Origin of the sequence: Maribellus sp. CM-23 (genome assembly GCF_021354595.1) — a bacterium.
Classification (GTDB): Bacteria; Bacteroidota; Bacteroidia; order Bacteroidales; family Prolixibacteraceae; genus Draconibacterium.
On the sequence record NZ_JADWYJ010000001.1, the window covers coordinates 1,620,406 to 1,644,050 of the forward strand.

Consider the following 23,645-nt stretch of genomic DNA (forward strand, 5'->3'; position numbering starts at 1 on the left):
TAGCTTCGAGCCACCAGCTGTGAGCCGATAGCTGCTGAAATGTATCCGTCTGAAACTTGCGGCTAATTGCCGAGGTACACCTTTTTGTAGAAATCCATGTACTGGGTGATGTTCTTTTCGTTGAGGAAAATCCCAAAGTTTTCGTCGGAAATAAGAAAGTTCCGGTACTCGGCATTGCCCAGCGCGTCAAACAAACTACGGGTGCGAACCAGGTTACTGAAATACAAACGTCCTGTTTCCTTGTCTTTCATTCCTGAAATAATAACAAGTACACGGTATGCATCGAGCGCTTGCTCGGAAACAACAAAGTTTGAACCTGCAAAGTTATCGCTGTTGTAACGCTCAATTCCCTGGATAAAAGCAGCCTTGTCAATTCCTTCTGCCGGAATCACAAACACAACTCTGTGTGCTCCCTCCACTGCCGGATTATACGGGCCTTCCACATCCGTAACTTTTGCAGCCTCTTGTACTGCTCCGGTTGTTGGCTGAGTCACTGCCCCGGTACTTTGCGTATTCGACTGCGAACTACTGCTGCTTTGTTCTGAACTCCGTTGTGTATAATGCGCCCGGAAGAAGGTCATGTATTCATCCACTTTGTTCTTATCCATCAAAGCCTGCAGGTTTTCATCTGTTATTAGGAATGCACGGTAAGAAACACCTGTGAGCGAACCATACAGGCTCCGGGTGGTCAATACTTTCCGGAAATACGACAACGACTGATTCAGAGCCGGAATGCCATTTACCACCAGCAATTGGTACTCATCTATCTGTTTTATTTGCGTCCCCAAGTTCCAGGGCCTAAACTCCACACGGTTGAAATCAGAAAATTCTTTTAGAACCTGGCGCATTGAAACGCCCTTGTCTTTTACTGCCAGTACAAAGTTCTGCGTTGTATCTACCTGTGTATTGAACGTTCCGGGCAAAGCGGTACTTACACTCACAAAACGTCCTTTTTCCTTCAGCGCATTTGATTCGGCTTCGGCACGCGCCATCAATTCTTCCGGAGAAATATCCAGGCCATCGTCGGTAAAGTTCGAACGAATAAAGCGGCTGTAATTTTTCACAAAGAATTTCAGGTAATCGGCAATGGATTTCTCCGACATCACCTGTCGGTAGTTGGTGGAAGAAATCACAAAGTTCACGTAATCGATGTCCTGAAGCGATTTAAACACCGGCGCCCTGCGAATGATCGATCCGTGGTAGATCAACGCATTCTCTTTGTTTTGCATGGCACGTACCAATACAAATGCCGTGTTCTCGTTCAGGTTTTCGGTTTCAATATCATAATCAACCTTCGTATAATGGTCGATGTTGTAGTTGGCAATGTCAAATTTCAAACGGTTCAGATCGATCTTTTTCTCGTCCTTTCTCGGATAAGCAATCACAAAATAATGCAACAGATCTTCGTCGTACGAGAACTTGCCTCCAAACTCATCGTCAACATCTCCGTTGGCTAGCAATTCTTCGTTCTGAATTTCTTCGTTGATATACCCCATGTCCACCAGTTTCTGGTAATCGGCCAACGTACTGTCCTGGATCAATGTCAGAATTTCCTTTGCCAGCGGCGACGGTTCTTTTGCCGGGTATTTTTCAAGATAACCTTTCATCAGCAATTCAAACTGACTCATATCCGACTGGGTCCCCTTCGCAATCGCTTCCATAAAATCAATTTTTGGAATGATCACCGTGTCGGGCTTCATCTGTTTCATCTCCGAGGCCAGCGTTAAAACATTCCGGTACCGCCCTGCCTTGTAATTTCTGAATGTCTCCTGATACAGCTTGTTGAGGCTGTCGAGACGGGCCTCCATTTCCACAAAGAAATTCGGATTGAGCAGGAATTGCGCGTATTTGCTTTCCGGGTACTGCGAAATAATCAGGTTGCGGTAATAATCGGATTTGGCTTTATCGCCCATCAGCTCGTACAAGTCGTACAAATCAAAGTAAGCTGAAAGCAGGTAAATATTGGCAGGGTAGCGTTTGTTCAGGTCTTCAAACGATTCTGCCGAACGTGGATAATCTTCAAACTCGGCCTTAAATATTTTTCCGGCGTTGTAAAGCGCATCCCGGATCCGGTTATGCGAAACCTGCATCAGCGAATCGTTCAACGGAAGATCCTGCGTATAAAATTCTTTCTTCAGCGGGTCTTGCTCCCGTTGTTCTTCCTGCCGGGCCTCTTCTGCCACTTCGTCTTCTTCGCCCATCGAAACCGTGTTCTTGTTGGCACGCCGCCAATCGTCTTCCAATGGTCTTCGGCCCCACTGTTGCTGGAAAGTTACCCTTCCGTAAGAAATCGTTTGCGGATTGTAGAAATACCATCCGGTTCCACCCGCACCTCCCATTCCCATCCGGTAGCGGTTAGATCGGTAATAGCCCTGATCACGAGAGCCTTGCATCGCCAGGTTTTCCATGTTACGCTGGCGCTCCTGCTCTTCCTGCATCAAACGGGCAATCAAAGCCTCGCGCTCATTTTCCGGCATTTGAGCAACTTTCTGCAAACTATCCTGACGCTCCACCATCAACAGGTTATCCACCAGGCTGGTGAGACTTTTGTATCTTAATTCAACGTTTTTGTAATCCGGATAATTTTCATCTATGATGATCATGGCACTGTCGTAATAAGACTGGGCCCCGCGGTAATTCTGGTCTTCAAAATAAAGATTTGCCAGTGTGATCGCTGACAAAGCACGCTGGTACTGGTTTTTGTAACTCGCGGCCACCGAAAGACGGTAATTGTCCTTTCCGTCATCGCGGTTACCTTCCCTCATCAACAGGTTACCCAATGCATAGTAGATCTGGTCGCGAAAATCGATGTTCTTCTTATCACGCAGCATCTTGTTCAACTCCTTTTTAAGTTGAGTGATGTCGCCTTCACCTGAAAATATTCCTGCAGAATTGATCCGCGCATTAAATGCCATCGTGTAATCGGGACTGATGCGCGCCACCTGGCTGAATGTTTCCGATGCTTTATCGTTTTGCCCCATTTCCTGGTACAACTGCGCCACAATGTAGAGCAAACGCGCCCTTTCTTTTCTCCAGAACGTTTTGTTTACGGCAATGTCCAGCATTCGGATCGCTTCGCTGTAAGTGCCCTGTTTTTTATAATAATCGGCGGTGGCAAGTGCCAGTTCGCGTTCGTATTTCCGTGGAAAATCGTCGTAGCCCTGAATGGCCTGAATAACTTCGTTGGCCTCAATGTATCTTTCAAGTTGTGTATAAGCCCTGATCAGATAGACTTGCGCCATGCTGGCAGTCTCTTCCTTGGGATATTTACGAACTACGTACGAGAAATTATCGATGGCTGCAAAATAATTTTGTTGATAGAAGTATGCTCTACCCATCAGCAAATAGCTTTCGTCAACCCATTTGTTGAATTCTTCCTGGCTGGCAAACTCCTGGTACTTGCGAGAACCACCCCCTCTTTTCCGTTTAGGTTTTTTGGTCAAAGAATGAATTTCAACCAGCTTCGAGCATTTAATAACGGCATAATCCATATCGGATTTTACCATTTTAGCTGCTGCCGGATCATTTTCCTTAAAAATCGGAAGCACGTGCGTGTAGTCATCCTCAATGCGCGAATCGATGGTTTCGAGCCCCGCTTTTACACTCTCGTTGGCATTAAAGTAAATGTTGTACTTCGAGGTAACATTATGGTAAGCACGCGATGCCCGGGTATTCTTTTCGGTGGAACACCCTGCAAAAACCGCAACCAATAAAAGAAAAACTATGGTATGTAAAAAAAGTCTCTTCAAACAGGTATTTTATTTGCTCTAAGAATAAACTCCCGAAACATCAGATTATTGTTGATTACCATTATTTATTCTCATGACGGGTGCTGCAAAAATAAGAAAATTTGATTGCCTAAAAACCCCCAATACAATTCGGTTAAAAATACAGAAGAGATCTGCTCTAAATAAACAAATCTCTTCCGTTTGAAAGGCCTCCTTATCAGGAGAACTATTTCCTTGAAATTTTCACTTTTTTGGTAGGGGCCATTTGCAGGTTTCGCAGGTGTATCCGGTGTTTTACGGTTGCTGCAATTTCAGCAAAAGCCTTTCCGGTAATTGTTTCGGAGGCTGAAGCAACCGGGTTGCCGGAATCGCCTCCCTCGCGAATACTTTGCACAATCGGAATCTGTCCTAAAAACGACAGCCCCAGTTTGTCGGCCAGTTTTTTACCGCCGTCTTTACCAAAAATGTAGTATTTATTCTCCGGCAATTCTTCGGGCGTGAACCAAGCCATGTTTTCAACCAGCCCCAGCACCGGAACATCAATCGATTTACTTTTGAACATGCTGGCACCGCGCACCACATCGGCCAGCGCAACATCCTGCGGAGTGGTAACAATCACCGCTCCTGTAACCGGCACTGATTGTACCAGGGTAAGATGAATGTCACTGGTTCCGGGAGGAAGGTCGATCAGCAAATAGTCGAGATCGCCCCAGTTTCCTTCTGAGATCAACTGCTTCAGAGCATTTGAAGCCATGGGCCCGCGCCAGATAATGGCACTTTCAGTATCCACAAAAAAACCAACCGAGAGAAATTTAACGCCGTATTTTTCCAGCGGATTGATCATCTCGCGACCGTCAATTTTGATTCCTGCCGGGCGGTCACCCTCAGCACCAAACATTTTCGGTATTGAAGGTCCAAAAATATCGGCATCCAATAAACCAACTTTAGCTCCTGAGTTTGCCAACGCAACTGCCAGGTTTACCGAAACCGTTGATTTACCAACACCACCTTTCCCGGAGGCGATGGCGATGATATTTTTTACGTTTGGAAGAACCGGGCGCTCCATATCGTGGATATACTTCACCGCGATATTGTCTTCAATCTCCACTTCCTCTCCCACATAGGTTTTGATCGCTTTCTCACATTCGAGGATCAGCGCTTCGATATTTGGATCATCGCTTTTCTGAAAAACCAGGGAAAAACTTACGCGTTGTCCGGCAATCCGAATTTCCTGTGGCATTTCAAGCGCAACAATGTCTTCATTACTTCCCGGGTATTTTACCGTGCGCAAAGCATCGGTAACATTCTTCGGGACAATTAACTTTCTTGGTATTTCAGCCATTTTTAAATGATTCTTATGTTCTTATGTAATCGTAAAACCATGCAAAAGTAACAATTGCCTTATAAAAACACCTGGATGGGTGAATTGTTTTCAGCAAGAATATTCTAACCATTTGTTCAATACTAAAACATATAAAGATCTTACTGAACAGTAACAATCCCTTTCCCTTTCGCCAAAAATTCACCAATTATACAAGCATCAGACACGCCGCTCTCCTTCAGATCAATTACCAGTCTTTCGGCCTCAGCCGCAGGCAGTGCGATCAGTAAACCACCCGAAGTTTGCGCATCGCACAGCAAAAGCCGGTCAGTTCGCGAAAGGTTTCCAAAATCAACATATTCAGACACAAAACTGAGGTTATTGTGCGATCCTCCGGGAATGACTCCCGCCACTGCCAGATTTTTCACTTCGGGCAAAAAAGGCACTTTGTCGTACCACACCGTTGCATCACACAACGATCCGCTTGTCATTTCCTTCAAATGCCCCATCAAACCAAAACCGGTAACATCAGTACAAGCATGAACCGAATATTTCTTCATCACATCGGCAGCGGTTTTGTTTAAGCTCATCATTTGCCGGCTTACCATTTCCCGTAGCTGATCTTCCACCATTCCGCGCTTTATTCCTGTTGACAGGATGCCGGTTCCCAGCGGTTTGGTCAGCACAAGTTTATCGCCAGGTTGCGCACCGGTATTTTTCAAAATCTCGGCCGGGTGAATTGTCCCCGTCACCACCATCCCGAATTTAGGCTCCGGATCTTCGACTGTGTGTCCGCCCAAAACCGGAATTCCGGCTTCAGCGGCTTTGTCCTGCGCACCTTTCAGAATTTGCTCCAGCGTTTCCATCGGAAGCGTATCTTCGGGAAAGCCGACTATATTCAGCGCAAAAACCGGTTTGGCCCCCATGGCATAAATATCGCTTAAAGCGTTGGCAGCGGCAATCGCCCCAAAATCATACGGATCGTCTACAACAGGTGTGAAAAAGTCGAGCGTTTGAACCACCGCAAGCTCATCGCTGATCCGGTAAACAGCTGCATCGTCGGAAGTTTCGGTTCCGACCAGCACATTTTTGTCGATTACCGGCGCCAGGTTTTTCAACACTTTTTCGAGGTTTTGCGGACGAATTTTACAGGCGCAGCCCAATCCATGCGTATAATGCGTCAGTTTAATTTCTTTCTGAAAAGATTTCCCTGCTAAATGCTGGCCCTCCTCTTTTGGAAGCAACTGTTTCACCGTTTCAATGATTTCATCTGCTGCCTGTTTTATTTCCTGCATGGTAGTTCCTCTTCCTGTTGACAGACGAATCGTTCCCATTGCAAATTCAATCGGAATATGCATGGCCTCAAGTACCGCTGAAACATCCACACTTTCGGCATGGCAAGCGGCTCCTGCTGATGCAGCCACTCCCTCCAAACGATCGATCAGGGTGTTGGCTTCCACTTTTGGAAAAGAAACACTCAACGTGTTGGGTAGGCGTAAATCGTAATGTCCGTTTATTTTTAGCGATGGGATGGCATCTTTTAGCAGTTTTTCGAGGTAATCACGAGTGCTCTTGTAGTGATCGATATTTTCGTTTAGGTTTTCCGCAGCTAACTGTGCTGCCGCCCCTAACCCAACAATTTCCAATACATTTTCGGTACCCGCCCGCAAGTTTTGCTCATGATCAGCGCCGTGAATCAACTTCTCCAACTCAACGCCGCTACGAATATACAAAGCCCCGATTCCTTTGGGAGCATACAGTTTGTGCCCGGCAATACTCAGCAAATCAACACCTAGCTCATTCACATTTACCGGAATTTTCCCCAGCGACTGTGCCGCATCAGTATGAAAAATGATACTGTGCCTGCGGGCAATTTCAGAAATTTCTCGGATGGGCTGAATCGTCCCCACTTCGTTGTTGGCGTGCATCACACTAATCAGAATGGTTTCAGGGCGAATGGCGGCTTTTAGTTCTTCGAGCACAATCACTCCGTCTTCATCCACCGGAACCGTGGTAATTTCAAAGCCGTTTTTTTCGAGGTAGCGGCAAACTTCAAAAACCGCGGGATGCTCCACCGCTGACGTTATAATATGATTGCCGCGATGTTTGTTCGCCATCGCCACACCCTTGATTGCGTAATTATTGGACTCGGTTCCGCCGCTTGTAAAAACAATCTCTGCCGCCGAACAGCCAATCAAATCAGCCAGTTGAGCGCGTGCCTTTTCTACCGCCAGTTTTGTCTTAACCCCATACGAGTGTACACTCGAAGGATTTCCAAAAAAATGTTCGAGATAAGGCCGCATGGCATCTGCCACCTCTTTGGCAATGGGGGTGGTGGCGTTGTAATCAAGATAAATAGGTTCCAAAACAGACTATATTTTATTCAACAATCCTTTAATTATTTCAGCATTTTCGGCCGGATCATCCTTTTCCAGCTCCACCCCCAGAATCTTCTCCGGATCACGCTTCAAAGAGCCGTAATCGTAGCTTTTATCGTAATAAAGCAATGTCAGCGAAGCTACTTTTTCAAGGTCGCCGGTTTCCAATGCCTTCAATGCTTCAGCAGTTACCGCCCCTCCCAGCCTTTTCCGGATCTTTTCAATCATTTCCTTTAGCAGGGGTTTCTCAAACAATCCGTACTCCTTCACCAGTCTTTCCTCTCTGAAAGGCTTCGGAATGTAAATTTTTATGAGCGGTGCTTTACAAATCTGCTGATACAAAGGATCCGGAATGCCAATCTGCCCCAGCTGACGGCTTTCGTCTTCCACCCAAACAGTTTGATTGAAATCGAATTTTTGCCAAACATCTGCGAGGCTGTTTTCGAATTGTTCGTTGCTTGGCTGTTCTTTCTGCCCCAGCGAACCAAAAGCTGACCCCCGGTGATGAGCTACGGCTTCAATATCGAGAAACTGTTCTCCCTGATTTTTCAGAGTCTGAAGTATTTCGGTTTTTCCACTGCCGGTATAGCCTCCCAACACAACCATCTTCACCGGACGCGAAAACTGTTCACGAATGTATTTCCGATAAGCTTTGTAGCCGCCTTTGAGGATATATACCTCAAGTCCGGCAGTTTCAAAAAGCCAGGCCATGCTCGCAGAACGCATTCCGCCGCGCCAGCAATGAACCAGAATTTTCTTATTTCGGGCACGCTTTTTTGCCTCCCGCACAAAAGTTGACATTTTGGGGCCCACGAAATCGAGCCCCAGCAGTACCGCACTTTCTTTTCCGCCAATTTTGTACTTGATTCCGACCTGACGACGTTCTTCGTTGTCAAAAATAGGAATGTTAAATGCGCCGGGAACATGCGCCAGTTCGTATTCGGCCGGCGACCTGACATCAATCAAAGGAATCGAATCAGTTAACGGGAGTAAATCTTCAATGGAAAGGATTTTTGGCATCTTGCTGATTTGCCCTCAAAGGTAGAAAATTAACAAAGTCATTGTCCTTTTAAGGGCTTCACAAATCAAGTTCCTTTGCCGGATCCCAGAATCGTTCCTGAAAATTCAGAATCTGGTCGTCTTCAATTTTGAACCCTTCGGCTTCGAGTAATTCCTGCATGGCATTGGGGCTGTCGAAATGATGTTTTCCGGTAAGTAATCCGTTTCTGTTCACCACGCGGTGCGCGGGAACATAATCAGGCGATGTATGACTGGCGTTCATGGCCCAGCCTACCATACGCGCTGACCCGCCGGTTCCCAGGTAACGGGCAATTGCTCCATAGGAGGTTACCCTACCCGGAGGTATTTGCTTTACCACTTCGAAAACCTGTTGGAAAAAATCACTCATCCCTTTTAGATTTTACTCTCTTGCTGAGCGGCCAAAACTGCGGTACTCGTCTTTTTCAATTTCAACATCCGGCTCCAGAAATTCGCCGGTGTCAAGCCTGAAAGCGATATACTTGATTTTAATTCCACGATCGAGCCACTGTTTTTCATAGAAAGTCCGGATTCGCAGTGTGTCGTCCAAATGTTCCCACTCATAAACATCGTCGGTCTCTGCCAAAATCTCAAACCTATTCAGCTTTACCAGCTCGCGGGTATAATTGTACTGAAAGTTACTGTCGGTTTTCAGATGAACGATTCCGCCGGGCTTCAGAAACTCCCGGTATTTATTCAGAAAGGTAGTTGAGGTAAGACGTTTACGTGTCTTTTCCATTTGCGGATCAGGAAAAGTAAGCCAGATTTCCGCCACTTCACTCGCACCATAAAACTGTGTGATCTGCTCGATATTGGCACGCAAAAAGCCAACATTGGTTAAACCCTGCTCCTTAGCCAGTTTGGCCCCTCTCCAAAGCCGGGCGCCTTTTATATCGACGCCCATGTAGTTCACGTCCGGATTTTTTGCAGCCAGGGCCACGGTGTATTCTCCTTTGCCACAACCCAATTCCAGGATCAGCGGGTTGTCATTCTTAAAAAATTCCTTCCCCCACTTTCCTTTCAGCTGAAAATCGTTGTGTTCTACCACGTTAAACGGAGCCTGAACCACATGTTCGAAGCTCAACAACTCGTTAAACTTTAAAAGTTTTCCTTTTCCCACTTTTATTTATCGTTACTGCTATTTCTTGGTTGATTCAATTTTGACGGCTAATTTTTAACCCTTTCGATACGGACACCCACATCGCTGATCCCTTTCAACACATTTTCCCGCATTCCCTGCTGAAGCGTGATCGTATAATTTCCCGAAGAAGGGAAAAAAATGTTACGCCGGTACAAAACCTCGCGCGTTTTTAATCCGCCCATTCCTTCTCCCATCCATTTTCCGGAAGGCTCGGCCAGCGTAATTTCAAACTTATCTTCTACTGATTTTCCGTCCGGTTCTTCGATCGTTACAAACAGCCACAAATTGCTGTAGTTGTAGTTTACGTCGTTTCTGACGTTGATGTAAAGATCAAAATTATGTGTGGTGTCGGTCACCGGTATTTCAAACACCGCCAGAGAGTCTTTGTTCCAGCTGCGCTGATCGATTTCCTTGTATGTTTCGTAAATAATTTTTGGCTGACAGGCAGCTAGCCAACACAAACAAAAAGCAGCCAGCGCCCACTGAAAAATCTTCTTCATCTATCTCCCGTTATTTCGGTTTGGATTCCTCCCTTTTCTATTTCTTTCTCCTGAATCGCTCGTCGGCCCGCCTTCTCTTCGATGGGAACGTTTATTCCGGCTTTTCTTTCTGCTCTGCGGTTTATCAAAACGATTCAAATCTTCCTGCCCCACCACATTATGAAACGTATCTTCCTGCTTTGTATTATTCTCGTAACGCTCCGTTACCAGTTTTTCCGGTTTCCGTCCCTTCCGGTTCATCCGAATCACTTCCTTCACACGTTCAACCGGGACTGCCACCAGGCTTGCCGGACCATCTCCCCTTGGAGAATACCAGTAAATACCCGTGAAAATATCGGCTTTCAGGTAATAGTAGGATGCCTTTTCGGTTTCAAGCGGCACATTGGTCGGCGGAAAGTCTTTCTGTGCATCGATGTAGGCATCCACCTCAAAATTCAGGCAGCACTTGAGTTTGCCACATTGCCCGGCCAGCTTTTGCGGGTTCAGTGAAATTTCCTGGTAGCGCGCCGCATTGGTGGTTACCGAAATAAAATTAGCCATCCAGGTAGAGCAGCAAAGTTCGCGTCCACAAGGCCCGATTCCACCAATACGGCCGGCTTCCTGCCGCGCACCAATCTGCTTCATTTCGATGCGGATGCGAAACGTGTCGGCCAAAACTTTAATAAGCTGCCTGAAATCGACACGTCCGTCGGCGATGTAATAAAAAATAGCTTTGGTTTTGTCGCCCTGGTATTCCACATCCCCGATCTTCATGTCCAGGTTCAGGTCTTGTACCAGTTGTCTCGACCGGATCATGGTTTGGTGTTCCTGCGCAATGGCTTCTTTCCATTTTTCAATATCTACCTGCTTGGCAATCCGGTAAATCTTCCGGAGTTCGCCGTTGTTCAGCGTAACCCGGTGACGCTTCATCTGGTCGTACACCAGCTCGCCTTTTAAAGAAACCACACCGATATCGTGTCCCGGGCTTCCTTCAACTGCCACCAGATCCCCTACCTTTATTTTCAGGTTATTGACATTCCGGTAGTAATCTTTGCGGGTATTTTTAAACCGGACTTCCACAATTTCGTCACCCTGAACCACCGATTTAATATCGGCGAGCCAGTCTGTAACATGCAATTTAGCACAACATACGTTATCCGATTTGCAGACTCCTCGTTCTATGGTATTCACTTCCGGCATAGTAACTTTCTATGTTTAGTTTCTTCCTTTAGGCTTGGCATACATACACAAAAATAACGATTAATACCATTTGAACCGGAAATGCCAACTATTTTGAACGAATCTATGCCGAATTAGCGCTTTATCAAGCGCACCATCCTCAAGGCAGTATCCAGAAATACGATGCGCGGATTGCCGTTCATCCCGATGTGCTGAATGCCCAGTTCAAACTCTTTGGCGAAGGGCACAATGTTTCTTTCGTTGATAAACGGAGCAAACTTTTTCCCCCATTCCATTTCTTCGCGGTTCATGTAAGAGAGTTCTCTGCACTTCAGGTTCGAAATAAAATATTCGCGCACCAAACGCAGTGAAGCGGCAAAAAACGCCTTTTGCTTATCACGCCCGATGCCGGCCATCTCGTCGGCCCAAGTGATCAGTTCACTCACTTTTCGGGCATAGGCAAAACGCATCATCTCCTGAAATTTCAGCAGGTAGAAGCGCTCATCTTCGCCCGGATTGAGGTAGCTAAGTGCCCGGATGTAACTCCCCGAAGCCAGGTGCACCGCATCGGGAACAATCTCCGGGTCGATCCCTTCTATTTTTAACAAGGCCTCTTCAATGGCCTCGGCTTCAATAAACGGAAACTTTACCAACTGGGAACGAGAACGGATCGTTCCGATCAGGTCTTCTTCGTTTTCAGTGATCAGCAAAAAAAGTGTTTTGCTGGGCGGCTCCTCGATCATTTTCAGCAGCTTGTTGGAACAGGCCACATTCATTTTGTCGGCCAGCCAGATAATCATCACCTTAAATTCCGACTCAAACGACTTTAGGTTCAGTTTGCGAAGGATCGACTCACTTTCGCGTTCGTAAATCTCGCCCTGTGCATTGCCGGCATCAATGTGGTGCAACCAATCGCCCAGGGTAAAATAGGGCGACTGCAGGACTTTCCCGCGCCATTGCGGCAGGAAATCGTCGCTCACCGGCTTGTTCAGGTTTTTTGCATTGAAAATCGGAAATACAAAATGCAGGTCGGGATGCGCCAGTTTTTGGTACTTGTGGCACGACGGGCAAACTCCACACGAGTCCCCATCGGTGCGGTTCCGGCACGATATATACTGGGCATACGCCAGCGCCATGGCCAGCTTTCCTGTTCCCGACTGCCCGGCAAACAACTGTGCATGGCTGATTCGCTGCTCCTTTACCGAGCGGATCAGCCGCTTTTTGATTTTGCTTTGTCCTACAACGTCTTTAAAAAACATAGAGCCAAAAATAGCACTTTATGTCGGTTGGATTGAACATTGAGCGTTGAATATTGGAAATTTATGCACGAACGATTTTAAAAAATTCTACCGCAGTGTTACACAGAGAAAGATCAGAGAACGGCAAGTATTGGCAGTCATTGGGCATTCAATGAAAATGCGAAAATGCATGAATGCTTTAATGAGAGAATGAGCAGCGAGCCATCTGCCACGAACCACGAGTAGTTGGTCACTAGATATTCATTGTTTGTTATTGATTATTTGAAATCCAGTCCTTTCTTCCCTGAACACTGCGACTTGTGTCTTGAAGCTGAAGGACTGATGGATCGAAGGACAGAAAGATTTAGTGGTCAGTCACAGTAAACAGTTTAACAATTTTACAATTTATCAGTCTAACAGTTTCCTCCATTTATCGTCAAATTCGAACCTTCCAATATTCTAATCCTCCAACCCTCCCTAATCTACTTTACCCAAACATTAAATTCATTTGGCCTTGAAATCAGCACTGTTATGGCGTTGCATTAATTCTTATCTTTGAATGATTTTCAAGAAATTATTAAAATAAAATACGATGCAAACAATTAACAGCTACGACTTTAAGGGCAAAAAAGCACTTATCCGTGTTGACTTCAACGTTCCTTTGAACGAAAATTTTGTCATTACCGATGACACCCGAATCAAAGCAGCGCTTCCAACCATTAAAAAAGTAATGGAAAGCGGTGGTTCTCCGGTGATTATGTCGCACTTTGGCCGTCCGAAAAACGGTCCGGAAGATAAATTTTCAATGCGTCACTTGGTTGGTCACTTAAGTGAATTACTGGGTGTTGAAGTTAAACTCGCTCCCGACTGTGTAGGTGCAGAAGTAAAAGCGATTGCTGATGCGCTTCAGCCCGGAGAAGTGTTGCTTCTGGAAAACCTTCGCTTCCATAAAGGAGAAGAAAAAGGTGATGTAGAGTTTGCAAAACAGCTGGCTGACAACGGCGACTGCTGGATCAACGATGCGTTTGGAACAGCTCACCGCGCACACGCATCAACAGCTGTTATAGCCCAATTTTTCCCGAACGACAAAATGTTTGGTTACCTGATCGAAAGTGAAGTTGAAAGCCTCGACAAAGTGGTAAAAAACCCACAACGCCCGTTAACTGCGATCATGGGTGGTGCAAAAGTTTCATCGAAAATTACTATCATCGAAAACCTGTTGAGTAAAGTTGACAACCTGATTTTGGGTGGTGGTATGACTTACACTTTTGTAAAAGCCAACGGTGGCGAGGTAGGTGACTCCATTTGCGAAACTGATTTCCTTGAAACTGCCAAAAACATTGAGAAACTGGCCAAAGAAAAAGGGGTTAACCTGGTAATTGCTACCGATGTTGTGGCAGCTGACGCATTCAGCAACGACGCCAATACCCAGGTAGTTGCAGCCAACGCTATTCCGGAAGGATGGCAAGGTTTGGATGCAGGTCCTGAAAGCGTTGCCAAAATGAAGGAAGTAATCGAAAACTCGGGAACCATTCTATGGAACGGTCCTGTGGGAGTTTTTGAAATGGAAACCTTTGCTGCCGGAACAAAAAAGGTAGGTGCAGCCATTGTGGAAGCCACCAAAAAAGGTGCTTTCTCGCTGGTAGGTGGTGGCGACTCGGTTGCTGCGGCTAACCAGTTTGGCATTGCTCCGGGAGTTTCGTACATCTCAACTGCCGGTGGTGCACTGCTTGAATACCTCGAAGGAAAAGTTCTTCCGGGTGTAGCAGCTGTTCGCGGCGAATAAGCAATCAACCAAAAAAATATAATAAAACCCGGTTTGTCCGTCAGCTGACGTACAGACCGGGTTTTTTATTTTCAGGCTTTTCATCCCTCGTCGGAGTTAGAAAAAACTTCCTAACTTTAACTAAAAAATGGCAAACAAATCAAACCTTGTCGACGAGCGCTTCCCCGTTTTTAACTGTGCCCAAACAGTATTTAGCCTGTATGCCGCAGACCTGGGACTTCCTGAAGAAACAGCCCTGAAAATTTCGAGCGGATTTGGCGGCGGAATGAATTGCGCCGAAACCTGTGGTGCCGTTACCGGAGCGTACATGGTAATTGGCATGCAACACGGAAATGCAGTTTCAGAGCCCGAGGCAAAAGCTGCAACCAAACAGAAGATCCTGGAGTTTAACCAGCGCTTCAAAGCTGCCTACGGGAGTTTGATTTGCAAAGAATTAACGGGTTACGATATTTCTACTCCCGAAGGAAACGCAGCAGCAAGCGCCGAAGGTGTGTTTCAGAAAAAATGCCCGCTCTTTGTAAAAGCCGCCTGCAACATCCTGGACGAACATTTTTAATTCGTTTAAACCCATTGATTTATCGATTGTTTCAAAACATATAACTAAAACAAAGAAGATATGAAGAGTAATGTTGGCACAACGGATCGACTGATCAGGATAATCGCCGGATTGATCGTAGCTATTGCAGGTGTAATTTTTGACAGCTGGTGGGGCTTAATCGGAATTATTCCGCTGGCAACCGGGCTTTTCAAATTTTGTCCGCTTTACCTGCCGTTTAAAATATCGACCACAGAAAAAGACAGTTAACGCTTTGTACAACAAATAAAAATGCCATCAACCCTTTGTCTGATGGCATTTTTATTTGCCCCCTTTTTAAACAGAACTTTAGGTAATTCGAGGCGAAATTATCAACTTTAACCACGCTTAAAACTAAAATTATCCATGCGTTCCACGTTAAAAGTAACTGTATTGGCTGCCATTGTCTTGCTACTGGCAAATAGCTGCAAACAAGTCCCAAAAGATTCGAACCTTATGGTTATCAAAGAAATAAATACCGACTGGACATTTAAACAAGCCGATAAAAACGAATGGATGCCCGCCAAAGTGCCCGGAACGGTACATACCGACCTGATGGCTGCCGGGAAAATTGAAGATCCTTTTTACCGCCTCAACGAACTGGATCAGCAATGGATCGATAAAGTTGACTGGGAGTACAAAACAACTTTTACCATTGATGACAATTACCTCGACCGCGACAATATTGCCCTCGATTTTAAAGGCCTTGATACTTATGCCGATGTTTTTCTGAACGGGGAGAAAGTGCTTTCGGCCAACAACATGTTTCGCGAATGGCAGGTAAATGTTAAAGAACAACTTACAGAAGGCGAAAATGAACTTCGTATTTTGTTTCGCTCGCCCATTACCGAAGGGCTCAAGAAATACGACGCCAACGGTTTTGTGTATCCCGGGGCTGAAAACGACCAGGCAGAACGCGGACAGGTTGAAGACGGGAAAAAAGTAAGCATTTACACCCGAAAAGCAGGCTATCATTTTGGATGGGACTGGGGTCCACGCCTGGTTACAAGCGGCATTTGGCGGCCGGTTTATCTTAAAGCCTGGGACAATGCAATTATCGAAGATTTGCGAATAGTTCAGAATGAAATTTCCGAAGAGAAGGCAACTTTCACCGCTGTTTTTGAAATCTCCTCTAATAAAAAAAGAAAAGCAACACTGGCCATTGCCAACGAAGGAACTACGCTGGCCACACAAACAGTCACCCTTAATGAAGGCAAAGCGAAATACCAGCTCGATTTCGAAATTGCCAACCCGCAATTGTGGTGGACCAACGGTTTGGGAGAAGCGCATTTATACAATCTCTCCGGAAACCTGGAGGTTGGCGGAAGAAAAGAAAATAAAAACACGCGCATTGGCATCCGCACCCTCGAACTGGTTCGCGAAAAAGACGAGGAAGGCACTTCGTTTTACTTTAAGCTGAACGGGCATCCGGTGTTTATGAAAGGCGCCAACTACATTCCAAACGACGTTTTTCTGCCGCGTGTAAGCAACGAAAACTACAAAACCGTGGTTGAAACCGCCAAAAACTCAAACAACAACATGTTACGCGTTTGGGGAGGCGGTATCTACGAAGAAGATATTTTTTACGATCTGTGCGATGAAAACGGAATCCTTGTGTGGCAGGATTTTATGTTTGCCTGCGCCATGTTTCCGAACGATGCCGATTTTCTTGAAAACATAAAACACGAAGCCATCGACAACGTGAAACGACTGCGCAATCACCCGTCAATTGCCTTGTGGTGCGGAAACAACGAAATTCTGACTGCCTGGAACACCTGGGGCTGGAAAGCACAAGCCGAAAAACAAGGCGCCGATGTACCGGAGAAAGCATGGCAGGCTTATGTCGATATTTTCCACAAAACCTTGCCGGATGTGGTGACAGAACTCGATCCGCAAAGAAGCTACTGGGGTTCCAGCCCGTCGTCGGGTCTGGGAGTACAAGCCGACCTGGTGAACGGCGACGAACATTTCTGGGGCGTTTGGTGGGGAAAAGAACCTTTTAGCACCTACGCCACGCACCTGGCCCGTTTTATGAGTGAATACGGCTTCCAAAGCTTTCCTGAAATGTCCACCGTACGAAAATATGCCGTGCCGGAAGATTACGACATTTATTCCGAAGTGATGAAATCGCACCAGCGCTCGTCCATCGGCAACGGAACCATTGAATATTACATGCTGAAAGAATACAAACACCCAAAGGATTTTGAGTCGTTCCTGTACGTAAACCATGTGTTGCAGGCCGATGGAATCAAATTCGGACTGGAAGGCCACCGCCGTGCCATGCCTTATTGCATGGGAAGTTTGTACTGGCAAATTAACGACTGCTGGCCGGTTGCGTCGTGGAGTTCTACCGACTATTACCAAAAATGGAAAGCACTTCAATATTCAGTAAAAAAGGGATTTAGCCAGGTATTGGTTAGCCCGTACGAAGAAGATATCAAGTTCAAAGTGGGTATTGTCAACGACCGCCTGGAGCCTGTTAGAGCAGAGCTTCGCATGCGCCTGGTCGATTTTAACGGCAAAGTGATCTGGGAAGAAGCTTCACTTCTTGACCTCCCGGCCAATTCGAGCGACGATTATTTTGATGTGAACCGAAACGAATTTCGTTTCAAATACCGCAAAATGTTAGATGAAATGGTTTTTGTAGCCGAAGTTCTTGAAGACGGAAAAGTTCTTTCGCACAACAAGTACTATTTTGAACCTTTTAAAAATCTGAAAATCAAAAAACCAACGGTTGAGTACACCATTCAGAAATCGGAAAACGGATTTGATATTACATTGACAACCGATAAGCTGGCTAAAAACGTGTACCTGCAAATCGGCGATGAAGAAGGGTTCTTCTCCAATAACTATTTTGACCTGCTACCTAACGAAAAAATCAGCGTGAACCTGAAAACCGGTATTTCAGAAGAAAAATTAAACGAAGTATTCACCGTACGAACTTTAGACGACGCATTTTAAAACAATTACCCGATCGTCCGTAATAAAGGAGATCTTTACATACAAAAACAGCCATGAAAATTTTAGCCATTCTTTTAGTTCTATTCAACTTTCTGATCCCGGGAAAACCGGCTCCCAAAGCCGGAGTTTATCTTGAAAAAGGCTCTGAACTTATCGCCTATCAATCTGCGGGAGAAAACGGGAAAGTTGTTTTTCATCACCTGGATGCCGGCAGCTACCGGATGTCGCTTACCTTTCCGAAACAGGACGGGAAATTTTTAAAAGACAAACCCAAAAGCCGCACACAGACAAAGGCCGCTTACAACCCCCGTAAGAAAACCTACTACTACCAGGGAGAAGAGGGATACTTTGCCGTTCGTTTTTCGGATCTCTCCAAGGTAAAAAGCGAGAATTTTCACGCTTCGTTCAGCGAAGAAAAAGATGAGAATAACACCTTTGTTGTAGTAACAAAGTTTGGAGCCCACCAAAAAAATGCGTCCATTGGTGTTTCTGTGCGGGCAATCACAGCCACTCAGTTCAAAAAAGCGGCAGACAAGGCAGGACAGGACATATCTACACTTTAGATCCCGGATAACAAGTAACAAAATGCTGTAACATTCTACTAAATATAGTAACTTGAACAAGAGCCACGTTGGATAAAGTATAAATTTGCAGAGCAATAATATTTATTATGATCAAGTCGGCGTTTCTACTTCTCCCCATGTATGTAACCTTAATGTGGGCACTGGTATTTTTATTCCAGAAAAAACCGCGGATCATGGCCAATAAATCGCTGGGCTTGTTTATGCTGGCGGCTTCCGTTTTATACGTTACACATACCTTTTTCTTCTTTCAGTCGTACCATATTTATTCCTTTTTAGAAAGCGTTTATCTCCTGGCACTTCTATCCATCTGTCCTCTTTTCTTTGCTTATATTCTGCTACTTACTGCCAACAAAATAAAATGTGCACATTACTTCATCCATTTTATACCGGCCATACTTTTTAGCCTGGCATCGCTGCTATTCACTTTCTATCTCAGCCCAGATCAGCGAGTTGACTACGTAAAAGATGTACTGATAGAAAGAAACCTTAAAGACTTGAACCTGGCTACACTCCCCGGATTTAAAGGCCTTATTCTTTTGATTGTAAGAATCATTTTCATCGGACAGGTAATGATCTATCTTCTCGTCGGGATTCGGGTTACCAACAAACACAACAAGCGCTTAACCGAATTTTACTCGAACACCGAAGGAAGAAGCGTGCAATGGCTCCGTCACATTAGCATTGTTATGCTCATCGTTGCGACCCTTGGAATTTTCTTTGCCGTTGTAGGACGCAGTTATTTTGCCAAAAACGAAATTTCTCTGCTGTTCCCTTCACTCGTTTTCAGTACTGTTTATTTTCTCATCGGATTTTACGCAAACCAGCAAATACTTATCTCAGACGAGCTAGCTGAAGTAGTGAATCATACTACCAACGAGCACGAGGCATTGGGAGATTCGCACCAGGAGCTACTCAAGGGCAAGTTGCTTACGTTGTTTGAAAGCGAGAAGATTTACCGCCTTTCAGACCTTCGCATCACCACTATTTCAGAAACGCTGCAAACCAACCGTACTTATATTTCGCGGCTGATAAACGAAGAATTTGGGGTTAATTTCAACGAGTTTGTAAATAAGTACCGGGTAGAAGAGGCCGAGGCTTTGCTCCGCAGCAAAGAGCACGCTTTTTACACGCTCGATTACATTGCTGAAAAATCGGGCTTCGGATCAACCAATTCATTTACCCGGGCGTTTAAAGATTGCAAAGGGGTAACTCCGGGCACCTTCCGCAATAACCTGAAAAAAGCATGATTTCCGGTCACCACCAAATCTCCTGAACTGTACTCAAAAATATGCATTTTACACAAAATCAATGGCTTCGTGACCTTTTTGTGATACTTTGTTGTTACTGTTGTAGCAACAAACGAAAAGTATCATGGACAAGGTTTTGTTAATTGAAGACGATCCGCACATCGGCGAACTGGTCAGCATTCATTTAAAGGATTTGAATTGCGAAGTGGACATTTCAACCGACGGGCGCGAAGGCTACGAAAAAGCCAGTACCGGCAACTACAGCCTGATTATACTGGATTTGATGCTTCCCGGAATGGACGGATTGGAAGTTTGCCGTCAGCTCAGGGCCGACAAAATTCGTACGCACATTCTGATGCTTACCGCCAAATCAGAGGAAATTGACAAAGTATTGGGACTGGAAACCGGTGCCGACGACTACCTGACAAAACCCTTTAGCGTGCGCGAGTTTATTGCCCGCGTGAAAGCAATACTCCGCAGACTGAACGCTCTCAGTAACGACGAAGAAAAAAATCAGTCAGAAAGGATAAGCATTGATGAACTGAATATTGACCTGATCAAACGAAAAGTACTGCTAAAGGGCGACCGGCTCGAACTCACGCCCAAAGAGTTTGATTTGCTGGTGCTTCTGGCACAAAAACCAGGTAGAGTATACAGCCGAACCGATCTGTTAAACACTGTCTGGGGATATAACTTCAACGGCTACGAACATACCGTAAACTCTCACATCAACCGCCTGCGGTCGAAAATTGAGCCCGACATCAACCATCCAAAATACATACTAACCAGTTGGGGAGTGGGTTATAAATTCAACGACGAATTATAAAAGATCATGAGCACAAAAAGTAAAATATTCAACAGCCTGTACTGGAAAATATCCGGTATATTTTTGGTTTTCACCATTTTGCTGACCATCATTTTCATCTACATTTCTGTGATATTCTCTTCGGAATACAACCAGGAAGCGCAACAAAAAATCAACGGAGAAATTGCAGCGGGGGCTATCAAGGAAGTTTCCCCGATTTTTGTGGATGGACAAGTAAAGGAAGAAGCCATTAAGGTGCTAATGCATTCCATGATGGCGGTTCATCCAAGCATAGAAGTGTATTTGCTCGATCCGGGCGGCAGAATACTAACCTTTGTTGTCCCCGGCCAGGATGTTAAAACCGAATATGTTTCGCTGGAACCGGTTAAGAAGTTTCTGAGCCGCAGTGACGACCGTATCATAAAAGGCGACGACCCGCGAAACCCGGGTTCACCCAAAATATTCTCGGCAGCTGAGATCATCGAAGACGGCCAGCTAAAAGGCTACATGTACATTATTTTGGCCAGCAATCAATACACTTCAACCATGGCGGCCCTCGAAAACAGTTTTATCCTAAAAGTCGGTGCCCGAAGCATTTTAATATCGGTGTTTCTAACGTCTATTCTGGGATTACTGGCGATTTGGATCATTACCCGCAATCTCAACAAAATCATTTCGGCCTTCCGAAGTTTTAAGGAAGGAAATCACTCTGTCCGTATTAACCTGAAAACAGGTGGTGAATTGGGCAATGTTGCGCATACTTTTAACAGCATGGCCGAAACCATTCAACAAAATATTATTCAGTTGAAAAGCGTGGAAGAACTCCGGAAAGAACTGATTGCCAATATTTCGCACGATCTTCGAAGCCCCATTGCCTCAATACAGGGTTTTACCGAAACCATTTTACTGAAAGAAGACAGGCTTACCGAAAATGAACGAAAGAAATACCTCGAAATCATTCTCCAGAATTCGGAAAACCTGAGCAAACTGGTCAACGATCTGTTTGAATTGTCAAAACTGGAATCGAATCCGCAAATGATTCAACCCGAACCGATACAGGTGGCAGAACTGGTGCAGGATGTGGCCGACAAATTTCAGATTATTGCCCGTGAGAAAAATATCAGCATCAATACCATCTATTCCAAAAGCCTGCCTTTGGTGTATGCCGACATTCAGATGACCGACCGGGTTTTTCAGAACATTCTCGACAATGCCATCAAGTATTGCAACCCGGGAGACGTGGTTACCATTGAGCTGGAATTACAAAAAGATTCAGTGCTGGTAAAAATTGCCGATACCGGAAAAGGTATCGCGGAAGATGAGCTGCCCTACATTTTCACCCGCTACTATAAAGGCAGCAAAACAAAGGGGGCAAACAGCACCGGACTGGGATTGGCAATCGTTAAAAAAATCCTTGATTTGCATAAGTCGTCTATCCAGGTTTACAGCAAAATTAACCAGGGAACCCGCTTTGAATTTCAATTACCACTTTATGTAGTGGCGTAAAGGACTTTTTGATTCCTATAATCTATGGATCCACACAACAATACTATGTTAATAGTAACTCAAAACATCTTATTTTACTGACTATACACTAATATTAATTAAAAAACACGCAGAATGTACATCGTGCTTATTCATGCGCTTTTCTCTCCGTTTTCTTTCACTTTTTTTGATCATCTCCAGACCGCTAACAAGAACGTCTCAAAAATCCACAAATACTATTTTCATAGTAATCTTACTTGCCTCAATACCAAATACATTATACATATAGATAAAAAAAGGCAAGCCCCAATAGCCTGCCTTTTCAAATATGCTTGTATTTTTTAAACCTTTGGAAGTTCCCAGGGTGCCCGGTACTGCGGAACCAACAATTCGTTGGCCGCATCGTTATCAATAAAACGGCTGTTCTCGGCATCCCAATAAAGACGTTGCCCTATTTTAAGCGCCATGTTCCCCAAGTGCGCAACCCTGGCAGTATTGGCTGCAATATCGATGTTACAATGCGTATCCGGATCGTTACTACGAATGCAATCTACAAAGTTTTGCATGTGGTTACTCAAACCCTGGCCATCGCCTTTAATCAATTCAACCGGCTCCATTTTTGGATTCTTTCCACCCTCCGGAATTACTTCCCATCCGGAGCGATCCACCACCAGTGTTGCATTGTTTCCAACAAAACCAACACCGTGGCTTCTTCCGTAGTATCCGCCATCGATTCCGGTGGCATGATCCCACAACATGGTATAGCCATCAAATTCATACAAAGCCTGCATGGTGTCGGGCGTTTCAGCAGCGTCATCCGGGTAACCGTATTTGCCGCCCATTGCCATAACCGATTTGGGAGCCTTAGCTTTCATTCCAAACAGTCCGTAGTCGATAATGTGCACGCCCCAGTCGGTCATCAAACCTCCGGCATAATCCCAAAACCAGCGAAAATTAAAATGAAAGCGGTTCTGATTAAAAGGCCTGGCTTTAGCGGGCCCCAGCCACATATCGAAATCAACACCCTGAGGAACCAGCCCGTCCGGTTTAACGGGTATCGATTTCATCCAACCCTGGTACGACCAGGTTCTAACGGCGCGTATTTGTCCCAGCTTCCCGGAATGCACAAAATCAACGGCATCCAGCCAGTGCTTGTCACTCCGCTGCCACTGCCCTACCTGAACAATGTTACCATAACGCTTTTGCGCACGTTCCATCACATTGATTTCCTCGATGTAGTTGGCCAGGGGCTTTTCGCAATAAATGTGTTTCCCAAGCTGCGCCGCATACACAAAAGGCAGGCAGTGCCAGTGATCGGGCGTACCGATAATGATCACGTCAATTCCGGGTTCCTCCAGCAATTTCCTGAAATCCTTGAATCCCTTCGGACGCTTTCCCTGGATCTTCTCAACCTCGTCGATTCGTTTGTTGAGCACATGCTCGTCCACATCGCACAAGGCTGCACACTCCGTGTTTTTCTTCTCCAGGAATGCCTTTAGATCAGCAAAACCCATGGAATTGACGCCAATGGCGCCACACACGATTTTATCATTGGCTCCCGCACACGAATTCATAGCCAGCGGCATACCCGCTGCCATCGTTACACCAGCGGTTGCCATCGTTGTAGTTTTGATAAACGCTCTTCGATCTGTCATCATACAATTAAATTCAGTTGGCGATCCTTTCCGGACCGTATCAGGT

Annotated in this window: 18 protein-coding genes and 1 pseudogene; 8 read left to right on the forward strand and 11 right to left on the reverse strand. The window is 45.4% G+C overall.

The features are described 5' to 3' along the window. Window positions 1–62: 62 nt before the first annotated feature. From INQ51_RS06410 to INQ51_RS06450, 10 genes and pseudogenes are all read right to left on the reverse strand, one after another. Window positions 63–3,749: a tetratricopeptide repeat protein gene (locus INQ51_RS06410; protein ID WP_233377051.1), complete on the reverse strand. Its 3,687-nt coding sequence runs from the start codon at window positions 3,747–3,749 to the stop codon at window positions 63–65. A gap of 205 nt (window positions 3,750–3,954) precedes the next feature. Then, a complete protein-coding gene (locus tag INQ51_RS06415; RefSeq protein ID WP_233377052.1) occupies window positions 3,955–5,070 on the reverse strand; it encodes an Mrp/NBP35 family ATP-binding protein in 1,116 nt (371 codons plus the stop codon). A 140-nt stretch (window positions 5,071–5,210) separates the two neighbouring features. Further along, window positions 5,211–6,239, reverse strand: a complete 1,029-nt coding sequence (gene selD / locus INQ51_RS22495) for a selenide, water dikinase SelD (protein ID WP_317207955.1) — start codon at window positions 6,237–6,239, stop codon at window positions 5,211–5,213. 72 nt (window positions 6,240–6,311) lie between these two features. Beyond that, window positions 6,312–7,415, reverse strand: a pseudogene (locus INQ51_RS22500) (cysteine desulfurase family protein); the annotation flags it as partial. Window positions 7,416–7,421: 6 nt separating this feature from the next. Beyond that, window positions 7,422–8,447 (reverse strand): tRNA 2-selenouridine(34) synthase MnmH, encoded by a 1,026-nt coding sequence (mnmH, locus tag INQ51_RS06425; protein ID WP_233377054.1) that lies wholly within the window; start codon window positions 8,445–8,447, stop codon window positions 7,422–7,424. Between the two features lie 58 nt (window positions 8,448–8,505). Continuing rightward, window positions 8,506–8,835, reverse strand: coding sequence for an MGMT family protein (locus INQ51_RS06430; protein WP_119437710.1), 330 nt, complete (start codon window positions 8,833–8,835; stop codon window positions 8,506–8,508). 12 nt (window positions 8,836–8,847) lie between these two features. Continuing rightward, window positions 8,848–9,585, reverse strand: a complete 738-nt coding sequence (gene trmB / locus INQ51_RS06435) for a tRNA (guanosine(46)-N7)-methyltransferase TrmB (RefSeq protein ID WP_233377055.1) — start codon at window positions 9,583–9,585, stop codon at window positions 8,848–8,850. A 47-nt stretch (window positions 9,586–9,632) separates the two neighbouring features. Then, on the reverse strand, window positions 9,633–10,106 hold the full coding sequence (locus tag INQ51_RS06440) for a gliding motility lipoprotein GldH (RefSeq protein WP_233377056.1): 474 nt from the start codon (window positions 10,104–10,106) through the stop codon (window positions 9,633–9,635). Next, window positions 10,107–11,285: a stage 0 sporulation family protein gene (locus INQ51_RS06445; protein WP_233377057.1), complete on the reverse strand. Its 1,179-nt coding sequence runs from the start codon at window positions 11,283–11,285 to the stop codon at window positions 10,107–10,109. It abuts the gene before it with no gap. Between the two features lie 113 nt (window positions 11,286–11,398). Further along, a complete protein-coding gene (locus INQ51_RS06450) occupies window positions 11,399–12,523 on the reverse strand; it encodes an ATP-binding protein (RefSeq protein WP_233377058.1) in 1,125 nt (374 codons plus the stop codon). A 571-nt stretch (window positions 12,524–13,094) separates the two neighbouring features. Between INQ51_RS06450 and INQ51_RS06455 the strand changes: the two genes are divergently transcribed. The 8 genes from INQ51_RS06455 to INQ51_RS06490 all read left to right on the forward strand — a co-directional run bounded on the left by INQ51_RS06455 (window position 13,095) and on the right by INQ51_RS06490 (window position 21,965). Next, a complete protein-coding gene (locus tag INQ51_RS06455) occupies window positions 13,095–14,288 on the forward strand; it encodes a phosphoglycerate kinase (protein WP_233377059.1) in 1,194 nt (397 codons plus the stop codon). Between the two features lie 127 nt (window positions 14,289–14,415). Further along, on the forward strand, window positions 14,416–14,844 hold the full coding sequence (locus tag INQ51_RS06460) for a C-GCAxxG-C-C family protein (RefSeq protein ID WP_233377060.1): 429 nt from the start codon (window positions 14,416–14,418) through the stop codon (window positions 14,842–14,844). 60 nt (window positions 14,845–14,904) lie between these two features. Further along, on the forward strand, window positions 14,905–15,093 hold the full coding sequence (locus tag INQ51_RS06465; protein ID WP_233377061.1) for a DUF2892 domain-containing protein: 189 nt from the start codon (window positions 14,905–14,907) through the stop codon (window positions 15,091–15,093). 135 nt (window positions 15,094–15,228) lie between these two features. Next, window positions 15,229–17,823: a beta-mannosidase gene (locus tag INQ51_RS06470; RefSeq protein WP_233377062.1), complete on the forward strand. Its 2,595-nt coding sequence runs from the start codon at window positions 15,229–15,231 to the stop codon at window positions 17,821–17,823. 53 nt (window positions 17,824–17,876) lie between these two features. Next, window positions 17,877–18,386 (forward strand): hypothetical protein, encoded by a 510-nt coding sequence (locus tag INQ51_RS06475; RefSeq protein ID WP_233377063.1) that lies wholly within the window; start codon window positions 17,877–17,879, stop codon window positions 18,384–18,386. Window positions 18,387–18,493: 107 nt separating this feature from the next. Next, on the forward strand, window positions 18,494–19,654 hold the full coding sequence (locus INQ51_RS06480) for a helix-turn-helix domain-containing protein (RefSeq protein WP_233377064.1): 1,161 nt from the start codon (window positions 18,494–18,496) through the stop codon (window positions 19,652–19,654). A 124-nt stretch (window positions 19,655–19,778) separates the two neighbouring features. Then, a complete protein-coding gene (locus tag INQ51_RS06485) occupies window positions 19,779–20,480 on the forward strand; it encodes a response regulator transcription factor (RefSeq protein ID WP_233377065.1) in 702 nt (233 codons plus the stop codon). 6 nt (window positions 20,481–20,486) lie between these two features. Then, window positions 20,487–21,965: a sensor histidine kinase gene (locus INQ51_RS06490; RefSeq protein WP_233377066.1), complete on the forward strand. Its 1,479-nt coding sequence runs from the start codon at window positions 20,487–20,489 to the stop codon at window positions 21,963–21,965. A 320-nt stretch (window positions 21,966–22,285) separates the two neighbouring features. Here INQ51_RS06490 and INQ51_RS06495 read toward each other — a convergent pair whose 3' ends face one another. After that, a complete protein-coding gene (locus tag INQ51_RS06495) occupies window positions 22,286–23,563 on the reverse strand; it encodes a Gfo/Idh/MocA family protein (protein ID WP_233377067.1) in 1,278 nt (425 codons plus the stop codon). Between the last annotated feature and the right edge of the window lie 82 nt (window positions 23,564–23,645).

Excerpts from the sequence above, each read along its gene's own strand:
- INQ51_RS06415 (WP_233377052.1), bottom strand. The coding sequence starts at position 5,070 with ATGGCTGAAATACCAAGAAAGTTAATTGTCCCGAAGAATGTTACCGAT.
- mnmH (WP_233377054.1), bottom strand. The coding sequence starts at position 8,447 with ATGCCAAAAATCCTTTCCATTGAAGATTTACTCCCGTTAACTGATTCG.
- INQ51_RS06430 (WP_119437710.1), bottom strand. The coding sequence starts at position 8,835 with ATGAGTGATTTTTTCCAACAGGTTTTCGAAGTGGTAAAGCAAATACCT.
- INQ51_RS06440 (WP_233377056.1), bottom strand. The coding sequence starts at position 10,106 with ATGAAGAAGATTTTTCAGTGGGCGCTGGCTGCTTTTTGTTTGTGTTGG.
- INQ51_RS06445 (WP_233377057.1), bottom strand. The coding sequence starts at position 11,285 with ATGCCGGAAGTGAATACCATAGAACGAGGAGTCTGCAAATCGGATAAC.
- INQ51_RS06450 (WP_233377058.1), bottom strand. The coding sequence starts at position 12,523 with ATGTTTTTTAAAGACGTTGTAGGACAAAGCAAAATCAAAAAGCGGCTG.
- INQ51_RS06455 (WP_233377059.1), top strand. The coding sequence starts at position 13,095 with ATGCAAACAATTAACAGCTACGACTTTAAGGGCAAAAAAGCACTTATC.
- INQ51_RS06460 (WP_233377060.1), top strand. The coding sequence starts at position 14,416 with ATGGCAAACAAATCAAACCTTGTCGACGAGCGCTTCCCCGTTTTTAAC.
- INQ51_RS06465 (WP_233377061.1), top strand. The coding sequence starts at position 14,905 with ATGAAGAGTAATGTTGGCACAACGGATCGACTGATCAGGATAATCGCC.
- INQ51_RS06470 (WP_233377062.1), top strand. The coding sequence starts at position 15,229 with ATGCGTTCCACGTTAAAAGTAACTGTATTGGCTGCCATTGTCTTGCTA.
- INQ51_RS06475 (WP_233377063.1), top strand. The coding sequence starts at position 17,877 with ATGAAAATTTTAGCCATTCTTTTAGTTCTATTCAACTTTCTGATCCCG.
- INQ51_RS06480 (WP_233377064.1), top strand. The coding sequence starts at position 18,494 with ATGATCAAGTCGGCGTTTCTACTTCTCCCCATGTATGTAACCTTAATG.
- INQ51_RS06485 (WP_233377065.1), top strand. The coding sequence starts at position 19,779 with ATGGACAAGGTTTTGTTAATTGAAGACGATCCGCACATCGGCGAACTG.
- INQ51_RS06490 (WP_233377066.1), top strand. The coding sequence starts at position 20,487 with ATGAGCACAAAAAGTAAAATATTCAACAGCCTGTACTGGAAAATATCC.
- INQ51_RS06495 (WP_233377067.1), bottom strand. The coding sequence starts at position 23,563 with ATGGCAACCGCTGGTGTAACGATGGCAGCGGGTATGCCGCTGGCTATG.